We start from the raw sequence: 18,738 nt of genomic DNA on the forward strand, positions 1-18,738 counted from the left end.
TTCTCCCCTATACCCATACAGTCAAGTTTTTGACCATATGGCTGAATAAATGTCCACTGACTACAATCGTTCCGTCTTGGTGATAGCCGATAGCTTCATACAGCCTACGGGCACTCGGATTCTCCTGGTCCACCAACAGGGAAATTTTGTAATACCCGCGATGCTTGCTCTCCTGTTCGAAAGCTTTCAGCAGAGATTTCCCGATTCCCTTTCCTCTGTACTCCGCTTTGACGACAGCTGTATCCAGATAAAACTCATCGTCTCGTGCTTCTTTGACAATGACCGGCGCTGTACCTGTCACTTGCTCGACATACGCGACAAATGGCTGATCCAGCTGCTTCGTTTGGCTGCCGTGGTAAAACAGAGCCAGTCCAATCGGTTCGCCTTTGTCTTCATCCACTGCGATGAGCGCATTCTGGTAGCTTAAGCGGTTATTCGGTTGAGCGAAGAACTGGCTCATTACTCGAATGGCCTCCTGCGGATCAGTCGCTCCTGTAAGTGAGTGGGCTATATCACCGATAGCCTCATAGATGAGCGGCGACGCAAAAACAGCATCCTCAGGTGTGGCTTGACGTATCATGTTGTTGTTCTCCTTCCCTCTATGCATCTACCCCATATCGTGCACTTCTTTATTGTGTCACAATCCGTCTGAGGGGTCGAGCTAACCAAGGAAACGTTCACAGAACAGCAAAAATGAAACCGCTCCCATAAAAGAGCGGCCTTTATCACGATGTGGACTATCCAATCATTTTTTCAATCGTCAGTTTCCTGTCATGGCGCAAATCGATAAACTCGTCCCGTCTCCTGACAAGCGGTCGCATCGGCTCATCCTGATGAATCAAAATAACCTCGACTTCCTCGCCACTGTTCAAGCGAGCTCTTGCACCAACATAGAGCAGGGCGATATAGCGCACAAATTGGGAGACAATCTCGATGTTCAGCTTTCCATTGCATGCTTCCTTCCAGAGAAGCTGGGCAGCCTCAAAAGGCGAAGTTCGTTCCTTGTATACCCGATCCGAACAGATCGCATCAAACATGTCGGCGATCGCCAGCACTTGGCACTCCACTGGGATATCATCGCCTTTGAGCTGCTTGGGATACCCGGAGCCATCCAAACGCTCATGGTGGAGCAGTGCGCAGAGCGCCAGCATTTCAGAGGAGCCTTCCATTTCCTTGATCATCTGATAGCCATACAGCGTATGCTTCTTGACATCAGCAAACTCCTCTTCTGTCAGCTTTCCAGGCTTGAGCAGAACCTCTGTAGGGACCTTCATCTTACCCAAATCATGCAGAAAGCCTGCTGTTCCCATAAACGCGGCACGTTCCCCATCCCATTTGATCAGCCGCGCAATCAACGAACAGAGAATTCCGACATTTAAAGAGTGACGGTAGGTATAGCTATCCGCTCCCTCCAATACGTACAGCGAACGAAATAATCCCAGCTGCTTCATGGATTGCTCGGCTACCTGGCCGAAGATTTCCGCGAACTGCGCAAGCTCTGGCGTCTCGCTTTTACTCGCTTGGTCAAACAGCGACTTAGTCTTGTCCAAAGCCTCGATGTACGCGGCGACCGTCTTTTCATCTGCATCCAGCTCCATGAGCTGTGTCCGGATATTCGTCTCCACTCCCTCAGCTAGCTCCTGCAGCACTTCTACCTCACTGATCCGTTGCTTCTGAAGCAGCTGCACATGGGCTGCGGTAATAACCGTTGCTTCGGGTAGCAGCAGGATTCCATTTTCCGTGAACAAATCAGCTGCTAAGACTCTTCCCTCTAGTGAATTGTCTACTGGTGCAAAAGACATAGGATCAACCTTTCACTCTCTTTTTCTAAATTATAGAAGTCGTGGATGTTGGTTACAATCTATTTTTTAAAACATTCCTAAACTTCATTCTCATTCGGGACACTCTGCCCGTTCATTACATATGATGAGTGAGTAGCAACAGGTGATTTCTTAGGAGGGACATCCGTCAGATGACGATTCTGTACATCACTCCGAAAGCTTGGAAACAGATCGAGACCGCCGTAAGAAAAGACCCCTCGCTCGAGACCGGAGGGGTAATGATGGGATATCCGATGGGTGATGATCGTTGGGTCGTGACTTATGCAAGTGAGCCTGGGCCAAAAGCCATACAGAGCCCCCATTCCGTCTATTTCGACGACGCTCATTTACGCAAACTCGTTCGCAACCTGAGCAAGAGCAGGAAATGGGAGTATCTCGGGGATTGGCACAGTCATACCATTAAAAGGCTATCGCCCAGCAAGGGAGACAAAAAGACCATCTGGGAAAAAGCCACGCAGTCCATTTACACGTCTCCCTCTCCGCTGATGCTGATCGTTGGTCTGGGTAGACATAATCAAGTCCAGGCAAGAGGCTTTATTCTTGGGAATTCCCTGCGCGAGGTTGGGAAGATTGAGCTGTTTGACCGGAAAGTGCATCAATAGCCCGGCGGAACAGTTCCGTAGCCTGATTTCCTCCCCAGCTTGGCTGATTTTCCGCTACCACGCAGAGTGCGTATTGCGGTTCATCATATGGTGCATAGCCGATAAACCAGAGGTGATTTTGCGACTGGTTTGCTCCACCTGTCTGTGCCGTCCCAGTCTTGCCAGCCACCTCCCATGGCGCGCTTCCCAGCAGCTGCCCCGTCCCTTCCGTTACTACCTTTCGCATCATTTTGCGCAGCTTGCTCGCCGTGACGTAGTCAATGCCTTGAACCGGAAGTACCTGCATAGGGAAACGGTGAAAGGTTTGTCCGTTTCTGTACGCAATTTCATTGACCACACGTACTTGTGCTGGCTGACCACCGCGCAAGATCGATACGACCATATTTGCAGCCTGCAGGGGGGTTACCCGGACATCCCGCTGACCGATCGCTGTCTGTATCAGGACTCCTTCGTCTCGGCGGGAAACCCCTTGGGCGAATATTGCGCCACGGTCCTCGCCTTCGATTTGGCGAAAACCATCGAGCTTGAACAAGTGAGCTGTCGCATGACCGACCTGCTCGGACAAGCCTAGGCGCTTTGCATACTCCTCCAGCTTTTCTCCCCCCACCCGATTGGCGATCTGAGCAAATGCGATGTTGCACGACTGGGCGTAGGCTTCATCCATCGTCACGCTTCCATGCCCTTCCTTTTTCCAGCAAGAAAAATGATACTTGCCATATTCCCCCGTGCAAGTGAAACGCTCCGTTGGTGAAACGAGTCCTTCTGCCAAGGCCGCCGCCGCTACCACTGTTTTAAAAATGGAGCCTGGCGGAAGCTGCTTCACCGCTCTGTTTTTCCAGTCATCCCCACGCACATCGACCTTCGTCTGATCGAATGTAGGGCGGCTGACCATCGACCGGATATCTCCAGTCTGGGCATCCAGCACGACAATGCTCCCTTGCTTCAAGCCCACTTCATCCGCAATTTGCTCCATGCTCCGCTGGATATGCACATCGAGAGTCGTTGTCAGAGCGAGCGGGTAGTATTCGTTTTCCTGCTTTGAATAGCGGATGTCGAGCCCACGCAGCGGCTTCCCCTGTCCGTCTACGTAATACGATAAGATAGAAGGCTCCACCCCTTGCAAAAATCGATCAAAGCTGCGCTCCAAGCCAGAAGCTCCGATCGTGCTGTCCGCATTCATTTTTCCGCTTGCCCATTCTTCTGGATACAGTGACTCGACCAGGTTGGGATTTTGATTAATAAAGCCGATGACATGCTTGGCTACCTCATCAGGTCTGTATCTTTCCGTGACTGCCAGCGCTACGACTCCCGGAATGTCCAGCGCATTGATCTGCTCAGCCTGCCTCTCGTTGAGAACGATCAGCTTCCCGTCTTCCTTGCGCAGTAATAATGGAGCTTTCGCTTTCTCCATGACTTCCGCAAGCCGTTCTACCGGTTGGGAAACAATCGCGGCCAGACGGGATAAACCATCTGTTCCTGCCAGAGCGCCACGTGCGAGCGGAAAAAGGATCAAAGCCCGATGCTCTTCCCCTGTAAAGGCATAGCCGTTCCGATCTCGTATATCACCGCGTCCGCTATGAAGGACAATGCTTTGCTGCCGCTGTTTAACCGCGTTCTTGACCAGATCGATGTTGCGCTTGGTAAAGCGGTGAGGAGCCCCTATCTGAATCCACCACAGTCTCGTGATTAAACCAATCCATACGAGCGTCATACCCATCAAGACCAGAAAGTGCCTGCGTTTCAGCCGCCGTTCCAGTTGCACGAATCTTCCCTCCCTGGCTTTTTTAGCCAGTATTGCCCGAAAGAGAGTACCGGAAACGAGAAGCACGAAAAAACACGCTGACAAAGACAGCGTGTTTGGTGGAATCGCTTTAGGTATTGGCCAGCTGCTGTTTTTCCAGCAGAATGTTGCTGATTTTCGTAGACAAAAGATCCAGCGCGACGCGGTTATAGCCGCCTTCGGGAATAATCACGTCAGCATAACGCTTCGTCGGTTCAATGAACTGAAGGTGCATCGGGCGGACGACATTCAGATACTGATTAACTACCGATTCCATCGAGCGTCCCCGCTCCTCGATATCGCGAAGCATTCTTCTGACAATCCGGACATCCGCATCCGTATCCACGAATACTTTGATATCCATCAGACCGCGGATCCTCTCGTCCTCTAGGATCAGCATCCCTTCCAGGATAATGACATCCTTCGGTTCAATCAGGAGCGTTTCTTTTTTTCTCGTATGCTCTTTAAAATCGTAGATTGGCTTTTCGATCGCCTTGCCTTTCAGCAAATCCTGCAGATGGGAAAGCATCAGGTCATTGTCAAAAGCAAAAGGATGATCGTAGTTGGTCAATTGACGTTCTTCCATTTTCAAATGATCTTGGTTCTTGTAATAAGAATCCTGCTCGATCATCGTCACACTGTCGTTTTGAAACTGGCGAAACAATTCTCTGGCGACGGTCGTCTTTCCAGAGCCACTGCCTCCAGCTACCCCAATCAATACGGGGTTGCGCATGCCTCATATCCCCTTCCTATTTGGCATCCAGGCACTATCGACCTCGGATTTTTTGCTCGACGATTACTTCTTCTTTTTCAGGCTGACAGCCAGACCGTCGCCTACGGGTATAAAAGTGGTCTCCAACTCCGGATGTTCCACTAAATGCTTGTTAAATGCCTGCAGCTTATCGATCATCGGACGCTGACGTTTCGTAGCCTCTTCCGGTGTAGCAACCAGCCCGCGGAACAAAACATTATCACTGATCACCAGCCCTCCCTCACGCAGTAAAGGAAGGTACAGATCGAGAAATGCCCGATATTGACCCTTGGCAGCATCAATAAACAAGCAATCAAATTGGTAGGAGTCCGGCAAACCCAGCGTAGCATCACGCAGCAGGATTTCAACCCGATCCTGAACGCCCGCCTCCGCTACATTCGCACGAGCTCGTGTCAACCGCTCCTCATCAATATCCAGAGTAACGATACGAGCTTCAGGTGCTGCTTCAGCCAGCCAAATGGTAGAATAGCCGATCGCCGTTCCTACCTCGAGGATCGACTGAGGTCGGTGCAGCAAAAGCAGCATCCTCATGACCTGAGCCGCAGGCAGCTGGACGATGGGAATATTTTCAGCAGCCGCTTCCTTTTCCAAGCGCGCAAGCAATTCCGAGCGCTCAGGAACCAAGCCTGCAATATAGTCATCTATCGCTGGATGGGTAATCATCTTTTCACTCCTCTATCATGCAACCGAATTATTATAGCATACCTCCGTAGAAAATCTATACCGAGGTCTGTCACCCGAACAAACAAAAAAACAGAGGAAACTTGGTTAGTTTCCCCTGCTTTTGGCATTATTCGCATTGTGCTCTTCCAGCGTTCGAGAGAAATAGTGTTCGGATGTACCATCTTTTTTCGTCACGTAGAAGAAGTACTCATGCTTGGCTGGCTTCACCACAGCCTCTAGTGAAGCTCTCCCCGGATTCGCGATCGGTCCTGGCGGCAGTCCCGGGTTGGTATACGTATTGTACGGGCTCTTTACCTTTAAATCCTCGAAGGTCAGACGATCCCTCTGCTTGCCCAAAACAAACTGCACAGTGGCATCCGCCTGCAGCGGCCATTTGTCGCGGATTCGGTTGTAATATACACCGGCAACGAGCGGTCTTTCTTTATCCACGGTCACTTCCCGCTCGACAATAGACGCGAGATTCACAGCTTGATCCACCGTCAGTTTACGTTGCTGCAGCTCAGTCGTCCATTCCGGCTTCCATTCTTTCTCGAACTGCGCCAGCATTTTGGATACGACATCGTGTGCTGTTGCATCCTTTTTTATCTCATACGTTTCCGGAAATAAGTATCCTTCCAGACGATGCTTGCGTTCCTTGCTGGCAGGAATTTGCGCGACAAACGGATAATCCGGGAACTCTCCTTTGTCTACCTCCTGCAAGAAGGCTGCTTTTGCGACAATGCCTTCCTTGTCCAAATGCTCAGCGATTTGCTCCACATTCCAGCCTTCTGGAATCGTAAAGCGTTTTGCACTCACGACGGTTTTTCCTTCCGTCATATCCAGGAGCAAGGCATCGATGGTCTGCCCCGTGGTAAACAGGTATTCTCCCGCTTTTAGTTCGGGAGCCACCCCTTTATACTTTACATAGTAGCTGAACATATCTGCATTTCGGATCAATCCCGCTTCCTCTAACAACCGTCCAATGTCCCGGACGGAAGAACCTGACGGGATTGTAACCTTTTTGGCGGTTTGTTCACCTTCGACCGGCTGCAGCTGCTGATAGATGTACAGACTGCCTCCCCCGACAGCCACTACCATCAGCAAAAAGAGAGCGACAATCCAGCGAAAGAGACCTCCGCCTCGTCTACGTCGCATGACAACTGGTCGATCCGCCTGGCGATCAGGCTTCACTGACATGGGTTTCAAATTCGAAATCCTCCCTTTAGGGTCTTCTCTCTCGATCCTCATCATTATACAGGAGGGTTGTCTACCTTGTCACGATATAGGATATTTCAGGAAAAAAGCGCGATTTTTGTAGAAAAAAGAGGACCCTCATCTGGGTCCTCCTTCGTTTTTTCTTAAATACCGTCCTTCTCGAGATCCGCGATCAGCGTTTCGAAGGTAGCTTCGACTTGCTCCCACTCTTCGTCGTCTTCGATCGGCTGCAGCATGTCTGTACCATCATAGCGCAGGAAGTGAACTTCGTATTCCTCTTCCTCTTCTTGATCGACGGGTACAAGCACCAAATAGCTGCGATCTTCGATGTCAAAGATGTACATGATCCTAAAGTCACGAGGCTCCTCGGTACCTTCTTCTGTCAGGGCAATCACATCGCCCACTTCAAACTCTTCGTTCATCTCTTCAGTCATTGTGGTCACCTCGATTTTGCGTCCATATATCCTTGTAGGATCAATGTGGCCGCCATTTTGTCTATTACCGTCTTTCGCTTTTGGCGACTGACATCGGCAGAGATAAGCATACGCTCCGCTGCCATGGTCGTCAACCTTTCATCCCACATGTGGACAGGAAGAGAGGTCTTCTCCTGCAGAAGCTTGCCGAATGACTGGCACATTTCCGCACGGGGGCCGATCGTGCCGTTCATATTCTTCGGCAAACCAACCACGATGGCTCCAACCTGATACTGGGCAATCAGCTCCTGCAAGCGGGCAAAATCCTTTTCTTTGGATTGCCGTTTGATCGTCTCTACCCCTTGGGCCGTCCAACCAAGCTCATCACTGACTGCTACTCCAATCGTTTTGTCGCCAACATCTAAACCCATTAATCGTGTCATATAAGCAGGCTTACTTGCGCTCTGACAAGTAAACGGTCACCAACTCTTCTATGATTTTGTCCCGTTCCAATTTGCCAATCAGGCTGCGCGCGTTGTTGTGGCGTGGGATAAACGCCGGATCGCCAGAGAGCAAGTAACCGACGATCTGGGTGATCGGGTTGTATCCCTTTTCCTGAAGGGCTTTGTACACCTCTGTCAACGTCTCTTGCACTTCCGCCGCATTTGCTTCCTTTGGCACCGTGAACTTCATGGTATTATCCAACGAACTCACAATCAACACCTCGATTTCCTTTGAGACTTGTACCTTACTGGCTTCTTGCTACCCATTGTATTCGACCTTGCTCGACTCTACTCCTTGTAGATCGCGCAAATTTTACACTTTGGCTGTGTTATTTCGCCACTGCTTGCGTTTTCACGAACTCAGCTACTGCATCCAGTGCTTCCTGAAGCTTGGATGGATCTTTCCCGCCTGCCTGTGCCATGTCAGGACGGCCACCGCCGCCACCGCCGCAACGAGTCGCGACTTCCTTGATGATCTTACCGGCATGAATGCCTTGATCCATCAGATCTTTGGTGACCCCTGCTACGAGGTTCACCTTGTCACCGTCTACTGCACCGAGAACGATCACGGCCGAGCCCAGGTTGTTTTTCAGCTCGTCCACCATGCCGCGCAGGTTGTCCATATCGACTGCGGATACGCGTGCAGCCAGCACGTTCATGCCATCTACTTGCTTGAGCTGATCGGTCAAGGAAGCCGCTTCGATATTACCCAGCTTCGCGCGCAGCGATTCGTTCTCACGCTGTGCCTCTTTCAGCTGCTGCTGCAGACCTTCTACACGTGCAGGAGCTTCTGCAATAACAGGAGCTTTCAGAGCATGTGCAACTTCCTTCAGCGTAGTAAACTGCTGGTTCAGGAACTGATAAGCACCGCGACCGGTTACCGCTTCGATACGGCGAGTGCCTGCACCGATGCCGCTTTCGCTCACGAGCTTGAAAAGTCCGATCTCTGCCGTGTTGCTTACATGGCAGCCACCGCACAGCTCCAGGCTGTAGTCGCCCACTTTTACCACGCGTACGATGTCACCGTATTTTTCGCCAAACAAAGCCATAGCACCCATTGCTTTTGCTTCTGCAATCGCTTTGTTGGAAATCTCGACAGCGAGATTTTCCCACACTTTTTCGTTGACGATCGCTTCAATGCGCTCCAGCTCTTCTGCTGTGATAGCGCTGATGTGTGTGAAGTCAAAACGCAGTCTTTCAGGAGCAACCAATGAACCAGCCTGGTTAACATGCGTGCCCAGTACGTCTTTCAAAGCCTGGTGCAACAGGTGTGTAGCCGTGTGGTTCTTGGTGATCGCCAGACGTGCTTCGCGATTCACCTCTGCGCGTACTTCATCGCCTTTGCGCAGTGTGCCCGCTTCCACCGTAACAGAGTGTACGTTTTGGCCTTTAGGACCTTTTTGTACGTCGGTTACACGTGCTTTTACGGAATCGGAGATCAGATAGCCTTCATCGTTGATCTGTCCGCCACTCTCCGCATAGAACGGTGTCTGGCTCAGAACGACTTGAACGGTCTGGCCTTCCTCCGCTTCCTCTGTCAGTTGGTTTTCGAAAATAATCGCTTCTACTTTACCTGTCGCTACCAATTCAGTATAACCAACAAATTGGCTCGTAACCGTCAGCTCGGACAAAGGACCGCCCTGGATCTGCATGCTGTCTACATCCTGACGAGCTGCACGAGCGCGCTCACGCTGTTCTTCCATCGCTTGATCGAAGCCATCTCGGTCAACGGTCAGTCCCTGCTCATCCGCAAAGTCCTCTGTCAGGTCCACAGGGAATCCATACGTATCGTACATTTTGAACACATCTTGTCCGGAAAGCTGCGTTTTGCCTGCTGCTTTCGCGTTCTTCACCATGTCGGAGAGGATCGCCAGTCCATCGTTCAACGTCTCGTGGAAACGCTCTTCCTCGGCACGAATGACTTTTTCAATGAATTCGCGTTTTTGCACCACTTCTGGGTAGAATTCGCCCAGCATGGTACCGACTGTAGCTGTCAGGCTGTACAGGAACGGTTTTTCCACTCCCAGTTTCTTACCCATGCGAACGGCACGGCGAAGCAGGCGGCGGATAACATAGCCACGACCTTCGTTGGAAGGAAGTGCACCGTCACCGATAGCAAACACAACCGTACGAGCGTGGTCAGCGACAACTTTCAGGGCAACGTCCATTTCAGGGCTTGTCTTGTATGCCACACCGGAGATCTTGCTGGTTTCCTCGATCAGCGGGAACAACAGGTCTGTCTCAAAGTTGTTGTCCACCCCTTGAATGATGGAAGCCATGCGCTCAAGACCCATACCGGTATCGATGTTTTTCTTCGGCAGTGGTGTATACGTGCCGTCTGGATTGTGGTTGAACTGGGAGAACACCAGGTTCCAAACTTCCAGATAGCGTTCGTTTTCACCGCCTGGGTAGAGTTCAGGATCACTTGGATCATTTCCGAACGCCTCACCACGATCGTAGAAAATTTCCGTGTTCGGACCGCTTGGGCCTTCGCCGATATCCCAGAAGTTGCCTTCCAGACGAACGATTCGCTCTTCCGGTACGCCGATTTTTTTATTCCAGTATTCGAAAGCTTCCTCGTCCTCTGGGTGAATGGTAACGGAAAGCAGCTCTGGATCAAAGCCGATCCATTTTGGACTGGTCAAGAATTCCCATGCCCACTCGATTGCTTCTTCTTTGAAGTAGTCGCCGATGGAGAAGTTCCCCAGCATCTCGAAAAACGTATGGTGACGAGCCGTGCGTCCAACGTTTTCGATGTCGTTGGTACGAATGGATTTTTGCGAGTTGGTGATGCGTGGGTTGTCCGGGATGATGCGGCCGTCAAAATATTTTTTGAGAGTCGCCACACCGCTGTTGATCCACAGCAAGGAAGGGTCGTCGATCGGAACCAAGGGAGCGCTCGGTTCAATTCGATGTCCTTTTTCCACAAAGAAGTCCAAGAACATCCGGCGAATTTGATTGCCTGTCAGTTTCTTCATTTACATTCTCCTCTAAAGAAAAATAAAAAAAGCCCCCATCCCCTCAGGGACGAGAACTGTTTTTCTCGCGGTACCACCCTGCTTACAGGCATACACCATGCTCTTAAACAAAGAGCCAAAATACCTGTCGCTTTCCGGCTTTTAACGGTGCCAAGCCGCCGGTTTTTGCCCGGTCTTAGGAGTAGCCTTCTGTCGCACTTCTTCTGGGCGCTCTCTCAACCGTGGAGCGTCCTCTCTGTAGAAGGGCTGCAACGTACTCGTTCCCTCATTGATCAATGCAGTATTGCTTTGTTCGTATTATAAATTTTTTAGGCGATCACTGTCAACTTTCATGCAACATCAAAGCCACTCGACTGATAATCACTTTGCAAACGGCCAGCACAGGTACAGCCACGATCAAGCCAATGACACCACCAATGGCCTCCCCTGCCAAGAGTGCCATGATAATGAGCAGCGGATGCAGGTGTAGGGAACGCCCCACGATATTGGGCGACAAGATATTCCCCTCCACGACCTGAATCACAATATTGATCAAAAGCACAAGCAGGAGCATCTTGGTTGAAATGGTCAAGGCCACTACGACTGCAGGCGCTGCACCGATCAAAGGCCCTATGTACGGAATGATGTTCGTCAAGCAGACAAAAGCTGCGAGGACAAACGGATAAGGCATTCCGACCAGCCAGTATCCCAGGTAAGCAAATACGCCAACAATAATCGCGACCGTCATTTGACCGTGTATGTAGTTTCCCAGAGATTCGTTGATGTCGCGCAATACCGCGAGAACCTGCTTGCGGTATGCCCGAGGCACGACTGACATTCCCGCTTCATGCAGCTGCTTCATATCCTTCAGCAAATAAAAGGCGATAAACGGAACAACGGCATACGCAAGCACCTTACCGATTGAGTTGCGGGCGTTGTTTACCAGCTGCGTGACGGAACGCGACATATTCTCATGCGACTGTATAATAACGCGATCCACCCCGTGCGAGATGCTGTCAGGCAAAAAATATTTATGTGCTTCCCATTCGCTCATCCATTTGTAATACCATTCAGATAGCCTCGGCAGATCATCGGACAGCTCCACCAGCTGTTTCGTAAAAATCGGGATGGCGTTGACGACGCCGATAGCAATTATGAGCACAAAGGAACCGTAGATAAGCAATACAGCCATGAGCCTCGGAACTCTGCGCCTCTCCAGCAGCTGCACAATGGGATGGAGCAAGTACGCGATAATCAGGCCGACCAGAACGGGGACCAGGACTTCCTCCAATAAATGAAACAGCTGTGACAAGACAGGTCGCAGCAGCCACAGCAAGTTGGCGATGATCAACAGGGCAATGAGCCAAATGGCGGCGGCGAACAGGCGACTGCGCCGGAGTTCATCCATGCTGACAGACCTCCCTTCCTTTCCGTATCTAATAGAATGGCTCAGCCGCACAAAAATCATGTACCCTATTGACACATCGGAATCATCGAAGTAGTATGATATTACAAGTGGATATCTCCAAAGGGGAGTAGCTTTTTCGCAACATAGTCGTCATTACGGGAGAAATCCCCGGCTATGTTGGCAACATGTACCTTATGTTGTAAGCAAGACCTTTGCCTAACAGGTAAAGGTTGTTTTCTGTTTGTTTCACGACCTTTGCCTGTCCAGGGAAAGGTCGTTTTCTTTTTCCCCCTCTGCAGCAAACTATAGGAGGTATCAAGAAAACGGCCGGAGGATTTTTACTTTCCAAGGACGAGGAGGAAGAGAAATGGATCTATTGTTTACCCCTGAGTTTTGGTCGGCGCTGCTTGCCATTGTCGTCATCGACTTGGTTTTAGCAGGCGACAACGCGATTGTCATCGGGATGGCCGCTCGAAATCTTCCCGCACATCAACAGAAAAAGGCAATTATTTGGGGAACGGTCGGTGCCATTGTCATTCGTGCATTGGCGACTATGGCAGTCGTTTGGTTGCTGAAAATTCCTGGCCTGATGCTCGTCGGTGGATTGATCCTCGTATGGATCTCGCTGAAGCTGCTCGTACAGGATGACAGTCATGAAAACATGAAAGCAAGCGGCAGTTTGGGAGCAGCGATCTGGACGATTATCGTCGCAGATACGGTGATGGGGCTGGATAACGTGATCGCAGTTGCAGGTGCTGCCCATGGCGACTTCCTGATGGTGATCATCGGTTTGGTCATCAGCGTTCCGATCATGGTGTGGGGAAGTACCATGATTCTGAAGTTCATGGAGAAATACCCGATCGTCATCTACATCGGTTCTGCTGTATTGGCTTATACGGCAGCAAGCATGGTTACCTCGGAAAAATTCCTGGCACCCTTCTTCGCCGCTTATCCTTGGGTGAAATGGGTATTCATCGTAGCCATCGTAGTGGGCGTACTGCTGACGGGTCGCATGAAAAGCCAGAAGCAAAAGCGATTGGCAGAACAATCGTAAGCTGGCTAGCCCTGCTGCATCTAACCTATAAATAACCAAAGACACCTCTCGCAGAGCAGCGGCCATCTTACAGGATAGTCGGTGCGGATGCAGGAGGTGTCTTTTTTCTGCGATAAATGAAACGACAAAAAAACTGACACCCGAAATGACAGGCGTCAGCTTTTGGATCGTTTCATCTAGGTTACCTGGCAACGGCACGCATCAGTTTGCGCCCTGTTTTCATCATACGCTGCATGTCGCGCATGGAGAAAGGCATTCGGTTCCATTTGAATGCGAATCGACTGCGTCGGCGCGGAGCCATCAAATAGCCAATGATTGCCACGATACCGCTTGTGGCAAGGACGCGCAACAGGCTTCTTACTACCAAGCGTGCCACCTCCAGTTGTTTTAGTCGCTCAGTGAAATTACATATTCAGTTGAGCGCTAACCGTTTGATCCTCGATAAACAGATCATTGAGCGAGTGCAACGACCCATCTTCCTCCACCTGGTAGACAGAGGCGATCTGCTCGTTAGTCACGCTCATCTCTATAAAGCAATTCCAGCAGTAGTACTGATTGGTACCAATTTTTCCTACATCTTTGGAACTGCAGTTCGGGCAAATGACACGCATTACGCTTTCCTCCCTTTCACGCCTGGCTACGAACCATTAGTCCGGCACGATCAGGTTTTCCTCCCCGACGATAACGGTAGGCGGCGCATAGAGGCGTTTTCGGCCTTCGGTTATGTCCGCAAACCAGCCATAAGACAGTTCGTACCCTACAAGTTTCTCCCAGTTCGCAGAAAAGTAAACGTCTTCCAATCTGCCCAGGAGTTCACCGGAAGCGGTAATAACCGCTTTTCCTTTTAGTTTCGTCTTTCCCGTCACGAAGCCGACAGGTTCCAGACCGGCGAGATGAGGCAAGGGCGTAATCGCGTCTTTACCCGATACGGTAAGGCAGGACTCCCCTACCGCGTGTATACGTTCGGTAGGAATGTAGGTACCTGAATGGAACCAACCCTGCTCGCTCAGCAAGACTCCGCGTACATACCAGCTGGAGTCACAAAGAATGTCACGGACGGTACCGATCGTCTCTCCTGTTTGTAGGCAAACGACGGGCAAGCCGACTACATCCAATGCCTTGCGCATGTGGGATTTCCTCCTTCCGCCCTTTTAGTATCTGGCGATTGGACGGGGGTCATTCCACGCAAAAGGTTCCAAACCTACCCTTGCCGAAGCCGTTCCTCAAGATAGCTGTACCGCACGCCCTCTTCATCTGTTTCCACTGCCGCGCGAAATGCATCCGGCTCGCCGCACATGATGAGGAAGGATTTGCTTCGGGTAATCCCTGTATAGACAAGCTTGCGCCGAAGCATTCGGTAATAGCTTTTTACGAACGGCATAACTACGATCGGAAATTCGCTCCCTTGTGACTTATGAACGGAGCAACAGTACGCCAGCGTCAGCTGATGATACGCGGAGCGCTTGTATGTTACTTCCCGGCCGTCAAAGGATACGACCAGCATCTCTTCGTTCTCTGCGTTTTCGTTCGGGAAAAAAATCGCAACAATCTCACCCATGTCACCGTTGAACACCTGTTCTTCGGCATTGTTCACCAATTGCAGGACTTTGTCACCCGTGCGGAAAGCCGTTTCTCCAAACGTCACTTGCCGCTTTTGGGCTGTCTTTGGATTAAACAGCTCCTGCAACTCTTCATTCAACTTGTTAACACCGGCACTTCCTTTATAAATAGGGGCCAAGACTTGTACATCTTTTGCCGTATACCCTTTCTTTACGGCCCCCGAGCAAATTTGTTTCACTGCTTCCGGCACATCTTGTGGCGAACTTGTGAAAAATCGCCGATCCGGTGTCGTGTGCAGCAAATCCGCCGGTACATTTCCTTTTCGCACATCATGCGCAAGCCGGATAATCGTGGACTCTTCCGCCTGACGGTAGATCTCGGTCAGTTGAACCAGCGGCAGCAATCCCGAGCGGATCATGTCCTGCAGCACGTTTCCTGGCCCCACAGACGGCAGCTGATCAGGGTCACCCACCATAATAATTTGCATATCATCCGGGATCGCCCTGAAAAGCTGGTTTGCCAGCCAGATATCCACCATGGACATTTCATCAATGATCAACAGGCGTCCCTGGATCGGATGCTCCGCGTCATGCTCAAAGCTTTCGCCTTTATAGCCGAGCAGTCGGTGGATCGTCATCGCAGGAAGTCCAGTCGTCTCCGTCATCCTTTTGGCTGCACGGCCAGTAGGGGCCACGAGTAAAATAGGAAACGGATTGTCCTCTCCATACTTTTTGAGGTCCAGCGACAAGCCATGCAGCTGAGAAAACACACGACAGATCCCTCTGATCACGGTCGTTTTCCCTGTACCAGGTCCCCCAGTCAGCAGCATCAGTCCAGATGTAATCGCTTGCTGGATCGCGTCACGCTGCGTTTGTGCATACGTAATGGCCAGCTCATCCTCCACCGCTCCGATGGCTCTGTAGAACTCGGAGGTAGGAAAGGAAGCAAATTGATCACGCTCGGAGAAATGCCGCAGTCTCTTTGCCAGTCCAAGCTCTGCGAAAAACAGGGAGGGCAAATAAACCCGATCGTCTTCCCAGGCAATCTTTGTAGCGATAAACAGCGCTTCGACAGCCTGAGTAATCTCATCGGCCGCAAATGCATGCCCGCCACACTCGTCCAAAAGCCTCATCGTTTTTTCGCAAAGCTCGTCCACGGGCAGGTATACGTGCCCTTCCGAATAGGACGCCTCCTGCAGCGTAAACAAGGCTGCTGCTTTTACCCGCTCTTCTGAAGAAGCGGCAATCCCCGTTGAGCGCGCGATATCATCCGCCCGTTTAAAACCGATGCCTTGGACATCCTCAATCAGGCGATACGGCTCTTCCTTGAGCACTGTCATCGTTTCCAGCTTGTAGGTCTGGTAAATGCGCAGCGCCATGTTGACACCGATGCCAAAATCGTACAGGAACACCATCGCACTCTCCAGCGAACGATGCTCAATTACCGATTCATAAATGATCTTGGCCCTCGATTCGGAAATCCCCTGTACCTCTGCCAGCCTCTCCGGATAATCTGCGATGATGGTCAAAGCGTCCACTCCGAGCTGCTCAATGATGCGCTTCGCCATCTTTTTTCCGATGCCCTGAAAAAGCCCGCTCGCCAAATAGCGTTCGACCCCTGCAATCGTTTTGGGTGTCTCCCGCTCGTAGCGTCTGGCCACGTACTGCTGTCCAAAGCGCGCATGTGTTTTCCAGTCCCCGTAAAACGTATAGAGCTCATCCGGATGTGGCTTTGGAAAATTCCCTACGATGATGACTTCCGAATCCTTGATGGCTTCCGTTGTCTCTTCTATCTTTAGACGGATAACACCGTACCATGTTTCCTCATTGTAAAAAATTTCTTGGGTGACAAATCCCCGAATGTAGTTTTCAGCAAACAAGGAAATTGATTGCTGCTCGTCCATCTTGCTTCCTCCTTGCCCAGTTCTTTTTCGTCTCAATACCCGTTGGGAAGGAAAAAATCCACTTTCAACCAAAGTGGATTCTACCAGTAAACGCTTGTTAAATTGTAAATCGTTTTATCTGTTCTGACAACCGCTCTGCCATTTGCGCCAAGTTTTCCGCAGCAGCAGACATCTCTTCTGTTGTCGCGGTCTGCTCTTGGGACGCAGCTGCTACCTCTTGGGTGTCATGGGCAGCCGTTTCGGCGAGCTTCGCGATGCGATCCGAGTTTCCTACCAGCTTTTCGGTATCGCGATGGATCGTCTGAGCCGCTTCGTTCATTCGATTGACCTGATGGCTTACATCCTGGACGGCGATCAAGATCTGCTGGAAGCTTTCGCTCGCGGATGAAACCCCGCCCCTGCTCACCAGCACGTGCTGCTTCAATCGCTGCATTGAGCGCGAGCAGATTAGTCTGATCGGAGCAGTAGTTCTATTGTCATAGCCTGCCAAGCATAAGTGTACCACTTTCCAGAATCAACCACAATTGGAATAGATCACCACAGACAAAACGGCTCATTACTCCGTATTTTTTTACGATTACGAATACAGCGGAATTCGTTGACGAATCTAGCAAATCGGGATAAAGTACCTCTAGCTCACTTAAACGCACAAAAGCGCAAAAGCAAAGAAGCGGAAAAGTGAACCTACCATCTACGAGGAGTTTTCAGCATGAACAACAAATCTGTATCTTTTGCCCAAAGCATTTGGGTGCTGCTTGCTATATTTGGGATTCTCTTTCCTGCCCTGTTTTTTGGTAAAGTAGAGCCGCATATGCCGCTCCTGGGGGCAACGATCGTAGCTGCTACCCTACTGCGCTTTTTTGGAGTCTCCTGGAAGCAAATGGAGGATGGACTGATCAAAGGCATCCAGTCTGCCATCGCTCCCATGCTCATCCTCTGCCTGATTGGCATCCTGATCGGTGTCTGGATGATGAGTGGAACCGTCCCAACTATCCTGGATCTCGGGATTTCCGTGATCTCCCCTGAATACTTTACGATCAGTACCCTGTTTTTGACGATTATCGTATCCAGTGTGACGGGGAGCTCTTTTACGACGCTCAGTACCATCGGTGTGGCTTTGATGGGCGTCTCAACTGCCCTCGGCTTGGACCCGCTGCTGACTGCCGGCGCGATCATTTGCGGGGCTTGCTTTGGGGACAAAATGTCTCCGCTCTCGGATACGACCAACTTCGCGGCAGCCATGGCAGACGTCAGCCTGGCCTCGCATATTAAATTCATGATGAACACGTCGATCCCCGCGCTCGTCTTGACCGCGTTGTTTTTCGGAATGCAGGGGCGAACGGTTGAAGTTGATATGAATGCCATTTCCCAAATCCGAATCGCTCTGGAGCAGCACTTTGCTTTAGGGCTCGGAACCCTGTTGCCGGCTCTCGTCGTGCTCGTCTGCTCCGCGCTGCGAAAGCCGATTCTCCCTACACTCGTTTGCGGGATTGTCAGCGGTATTGCTACGGCAGCGTGGATGCAAGGTGTCTATTCACCCGTGACCTGGATGAATGTCATGCAAAACGGCTTTACCCTCGACATTCCTAACGAAGCGGTGACAGCCATCGTGAATCGGGGCGGCCTTTTGTCGATGACCTGGTCCATTGCCCTCATTCTGATTGCGCTGTCCCTCGGTGGCATCCTGCAGAGCAGCGGCGTTTTCGATGCTCTATTTAGCGGCCTGATCAAGCGTATACGAAGAGACGCGGAATTGGTTGGCCTGGCTGGCTCTTCCTCCATCCTCGTTAATGTGCTGACAGGGGAACAATATCTTTCTATCCTTCTGCCTGGGCAAATGTTTCGAGAAGCATTCGTAGCTCGGAAGATGGAAGGCCGAAGACTGTCCCGTACGCTGGAGGACTGCGGCACGCTCGTCAATCCGCTCATCCCTTGGGGAGTCAGCGGTGCCTTTTTTAGCACGACCCTGCACGTCTCTACTTTGGAATACCTGCCTTACGTCATGTACCTGTGGCTATCGCCTCTACTGACATTCCTGTACGCATGGCGCAAAAAGGCGTAGCTTCG

General features: G+C 51.0%; 19 protein-coding genes and 1 pseudogene. 3 read left to right on the top strand and 17 right to left on the bottom strand.

What is annotated here, in order from left to right; genetic code table 11:
* Nucleotides 1-7: 7 nt before the first annotated feature.
* Together EDM55_RS03435 and EDM55_RS03440 are read right to left on the bottom strand one after the other, a co-directional pair.
* Entirely contained in the window at nucleotides 8-580 is a 573-nt protein-coding gene (locus EDM55_RS03435; RefSeq protein WP_122959626.1) for a GNAT family N-acetyltransferase, read from the bottom strand.
* A gap of 157 nt (nucleotides 581-737) precedes the next feature.
* Complete coding sequence (locus EDM55_RS03440) at nucleotides 738-1,802, bottom strand: HD-GYP domain-containing protein (protein ID WP_122959627.1); 1,065 nt, start codon at nucleotides 1,800-1,802, stop codon at nucleotides 738-740.
* Between the two features lie 170 nt (nucleotides 1,803-1,972).
* On the opposite strand from EDM55_RS03440, the gene EDM55_RS03445 reads away from it, so the two are divergent.
* Nucleotides 1,973-2,443, top strand: a complete 471-nt coding sequence (locus EDM55_RS03445) for a Mov34/MPN/PAD-1 family protein (protein WP_092269375.1) — start codon at nucleotides 1,973-1,975, stop codon at nucleotides 2,441-2,443.
* Here the strand turns inward: EDM55_RS03445 and EDM55_RS03450 are convergent.
* From EDM55_RS03450 to EDM55_RS03490, 9 genes are all read right to left on the bottom strand, one after another.
* Complete coding sequence (locus tag EDM55_RS03450) at nucleotides 2,376-4,205, bottom strand: peptidoglycan D,D-transpeptidase FtsI family protein (protein ID WP_122959628.1); 1,830 nt, start codon at nucleotides 4,203-4,205, stop codon at nucleotides 2,376-2,378. The genes EDM55_RS03445 and EDM55_RS03450 overlap by 68 nt on opposite strands.
* Before the next feature lie 109 nt (nucleotides 4,206-4,314).
* On the bottom strand, nucleotides 4,315-4,956 hold the full coding sequence (udk, locus tag EDM55_RS03455; RefSeq protein ID WP_092269381.1) for a uridine kinase: 642 nt from the start codon (nucleotides 4,954-4,956) through the stop codon (nucleotides 4,315-4,317).
* Nucleotides 4,957-5,019: 63 nt separating this feature from the next.
* Entirely contained in the window at nucleotides 5,020-5,658 is a 639-nt protein-coding gene (locus tag EDM55_RS03460) for an O-methyltransferase (protein WP_092269385.1), read from the bottom strand.
* Between the two features lie 105 nt (nucleotides 5,659-5,763).
* Entirely contained in the window at nucleotides 5,764-6,864 is a 1,101-nt protein-coding gene (mltG, locus tag EDM55_RS03465) for an endolytic transglycosylase MltG (protein ID WP_246071002.1), read from the bottom strand.
* 152 nt (nucleotides 6,865-7,016) lie between these two features.
* Nucleotides 7,017-7,307 carry a DUF1292 domain-containing protein gene (locus tag EDM55_RS03470; protein WP_092269388.1) on the bottom strand — a complete coding sequence of 97 codons (291 nt, stop codon included), beginning with the start codon at nucleotides 7,305-7,307 and terminating at the stop codon, nucleotides 7,017-7,019.
* Between the two features lie 5 nt (nucleotides 7,308-7,312).
* Nucleotides 7,313-7,729 (bottom strand): Holliday junction resolvase RuvX, encoded by a 417-nt coding sequence (ruvX, locus tag EDM55_RS03475; RefSeq protein ID WP_122959629.1) that lies wholly within the window; start codon nucleotides 7,727-7,729, stop codon nucleotides 7,313-7,315.
* Nucleotides 7,730-7,739: 10 nt separating this feature from the next.
* Entirely contained in the window at nucleotides 7,740-8,000 is a 261-nt protein-coding gene (locus EDM55_RS03480; RefSeq protein ID WP_092269719.1) for an IreB family regulatory phosphoprotein, read from the bottom strand.
* Nucleotides 8,001-8,118: 118 nt separating this feature from the next.
* A complete protein-coding gene (gene alaS, locus EDM55_RS03485; protein WP_122959630.1) occupies nucleotides 8,119-10,767 on the bottom strand; it encodes an alanine--tRNA ligase in 2,649 nt (882 codons plus the stop codon).
* A gap of 322 nt (nucleotides 10,768-11,089) precedes the next feature.
* Nucleotides 11,090-12,154, bottom strand: coding sequence for an AI-2E family transporter (locus EDM55_RS03490; protein WP_122959631.1), 1,065 nt, complete (start codon nucleotides 12,152-12,154; stop codon nucleotides 11,090-11,092).
* Between the two features lie 367 nt (nucleotides 12,155-12,521).
* On the opposite strand from EDM55_RS03490, the gene EDM55_RS03495 reads away from it, so the two are divergent.
* Entirely contained in the window at nucleotides 12,522-13,208 is a 687-nt protein-coding gene (locus EDM55_RS03495) for a TerC family protein (protein ID WP_092269400.1), read from the top strand.
* Between the two features lie 181 nt (nucleotides 13,209-13,389).
* Here EDM55_RS03495 and EDM55_RS03500 read toward each other — a convergent pair whose 3' ends face one another.
* The 6 genes and pseudogenes from EDM55_RS03500 to EDM55_RS31365 form a co-directional block, all read right to left on the bottom strand.
* The gene (locus EDM55_RS03500) at nucleotides 13,390-13,584 is read right to left on the bottom strand and encodes a hypothetical protein (RefSeq protein ID WP_246011181.1); all 195 of its coding nucleotides are present in this window, start codon (nucleotides 13,582-13,584) and stop codon (nucleotides 13,390-13,392) included.
* A gap of 28 nt (nucleotides 13,585-13,612) precedes the next feature.
* Nucleotides 13,613-13,819 (bottom strand): YrzR-like zinc ribbon domain, encoded by a 207-nt coding sequence (locus EDM55_RS03505; protein ID WP_049737968.1) that lies wholly within the window; start codon nucleotides 13,817-13,819, stop codon nucleotides 13,613-13,615.
* A gap of 36 nt (nucleotides 13,820-13,855) precedes the next feature.
* The gene (locus EDM55_RS03510) at nucleotides 13,856-14,335 is read right to left on the bottom strand and encodes a PRC-barrel domain-containing protein (RefSeq protein WP_092269406.1); all 480 of its coding nucleotides are present in this window, start codon (nucleotides 14,333-14,335) and stop codon (nucleotides 13,856-13,858) included.
* Between the two features lie 74 nt (nucleotides 14,336-14,409).
* The gene (recD2, locus tag EDM55_RS03515; RefSeq protein ID WP_122959632.1) at nucleotides 14,410-16,671 is read right to left on the bottom strand and encodes an SF1B family DNA helicase RecD2; all 2,262 of its coding nucleotides are present in this window, start codon (nucleotides 16,669-16,671) and stop codon (nucleotides 14,410-14,412) included.
* Between the two features lie 97 nt (nucleotides 16,672-16,768).
* Nucleotides 16,769-17,077, bottom strand: a complete 309-nt coding sequence (locus EDM55_RS03520) for a hypothetical protein (protein ID WP_375371889.1) — start codon at nucleotides 17,075-17,077, stop codon at nucleotides 16,769-16,771.
* Nucleotides 17,058-17,141 (bottom strand): annotated as a pseudogene (locus tag EDM55_RS31365) (methyl-accepting chemotaxis protein); the annotation flags it as partial. The pseudogene EDM55_RS31365 and the gene EDM55_RS03520, both read right to left, overlap by 20 nt.
* 239 nt (nucleotides 17,142-17,380) lie before the next feature.
* Here EDM55_RS31365 and nhaC point away from each other — a divergent pair.
* A complete protein-coding gene (gene nhaC / locus EDM55_RS03525) occupies nucleotides 17,381-18,733 on the top strand; it encodes a Na+/H+ antiporter NhaC (RefSeq protein ID WP_122959633.1) in 1,353 nt (450 codons plus the stop codon).
* The last annotated feature ends 5 nt before the right edge of the window (nucleotides 18,734-18,738 follow it).

Origin of the sequence: Brevibacillus centrosporus, from assembly GCF_003710815.1 — a bacterium.
GTDB classification, from domain to species: Bacteria; Bacillota; Bacilli; order Brevibacillales; family Brevibacillaceae; genus Brevibacillus; species Brevibacillus centrosporus.

Excerpts from the sequence above, each read along its gene's own strand:
- EDM55_RS03435 (WP_122959626.1), bottom strand. The coding sequence starts at position 580 with ATGATACGTCAAGCCACACCTGAGGATGCTGTTTTTGCGTCGCCGCTC.
- EDM55_RS03440 (WP_122959627.1), bottom strand. The coding sequence starts at position 1,802 with ATGTCTTTTGCACCAGTAGACAATTCACTAGAGGGAAGAGTCTTAGCA.
- EDM55_RS03445 (WP_092269375.1), top strand. The coding sequence starts at position 1,973 with ATGACGATTCTGTACATCACTCCGAAAGCTTGGAAACAGATCGAGACC.
- udk (WP_092269381.1), bottom strand. The coding sequence starts at position 4,956 with ATGCGCAACCCCGTATTGATTGGGGTAGCTGGAGGCAGTGGCTCTGGA.
- EDM55_RS03460 (WP_092269385.1), bottom strand. The coding sequence starts at position 5,658 with ATGATTACCCATCCAGCGATAGATGACTATATTGCAGGCTTGGTTCCT.
- EDM55_RS03470 (WP_092269388.1), bottom strand. The coding sequence starts at position 7,307 with ATGACTGAAGAGATGAACGAAGAGTTTGAAGTGGGCGATGTGATTGCC.
- ruvX (WP_122959629.1), bottom strand. The coding sequence starts at position 7,729 with ATGACACGATTAATGGGTTTAGATGTTGGCGACAAAACGATTGGAGTA.
- alaS (WP_122959630.1), bottom strand. The coding sequence starts at position 10,767 with ATGAAGAAACTGACAGGCAATCAAATTCGCCGGATGTTCTTGGACTTC.
- EDM55_RS03490 (WP_122959631.1), bottom strand. The coding sequence starts at position 12,154 with ATGGATGAACTCCGGCGCAGTCGCCTGTTCGCCGCCGCCATTTGGCTC.
- EDM55_RS03495 (WP_092269400.1), top strand. The coding sequence starts at position 12,522 with ATGGATCTATTGTTTACCCCTGAGTTTTGGTCGGCGCTGCTTGCCATT.
- EDM55_RS03505 (WP_049737968.1), bottom strand. The coding sequence starts at position 13,819 with ATGCGTGTCATTTGCCCGAACTGCAGTTCCAAAGATGTAGGAAAAATT.
- EDM55_RS03510 (WP_092269406.1), bottom strand. The coding sequence starts at position 14,335 with ATGCGCAAGGCATTGGATGTAGTCGGCTTGCCCGTCGTTTGCCTACAA.
- recD2 (WP_122959632.1), bottom strand. The coding sequence starts at position 16,671 with ATGGACGAGCAGCAATCAATTTCCTTGTTTGCTGAAAACTACATTCGG.
- nhaC (WP_122959633.1), top strand. The coding sequence starts at position 17,381 with ATGAACAACAAATCTGTATCTTTTGCCCAAAGCATTTGGGTGCTGCTT.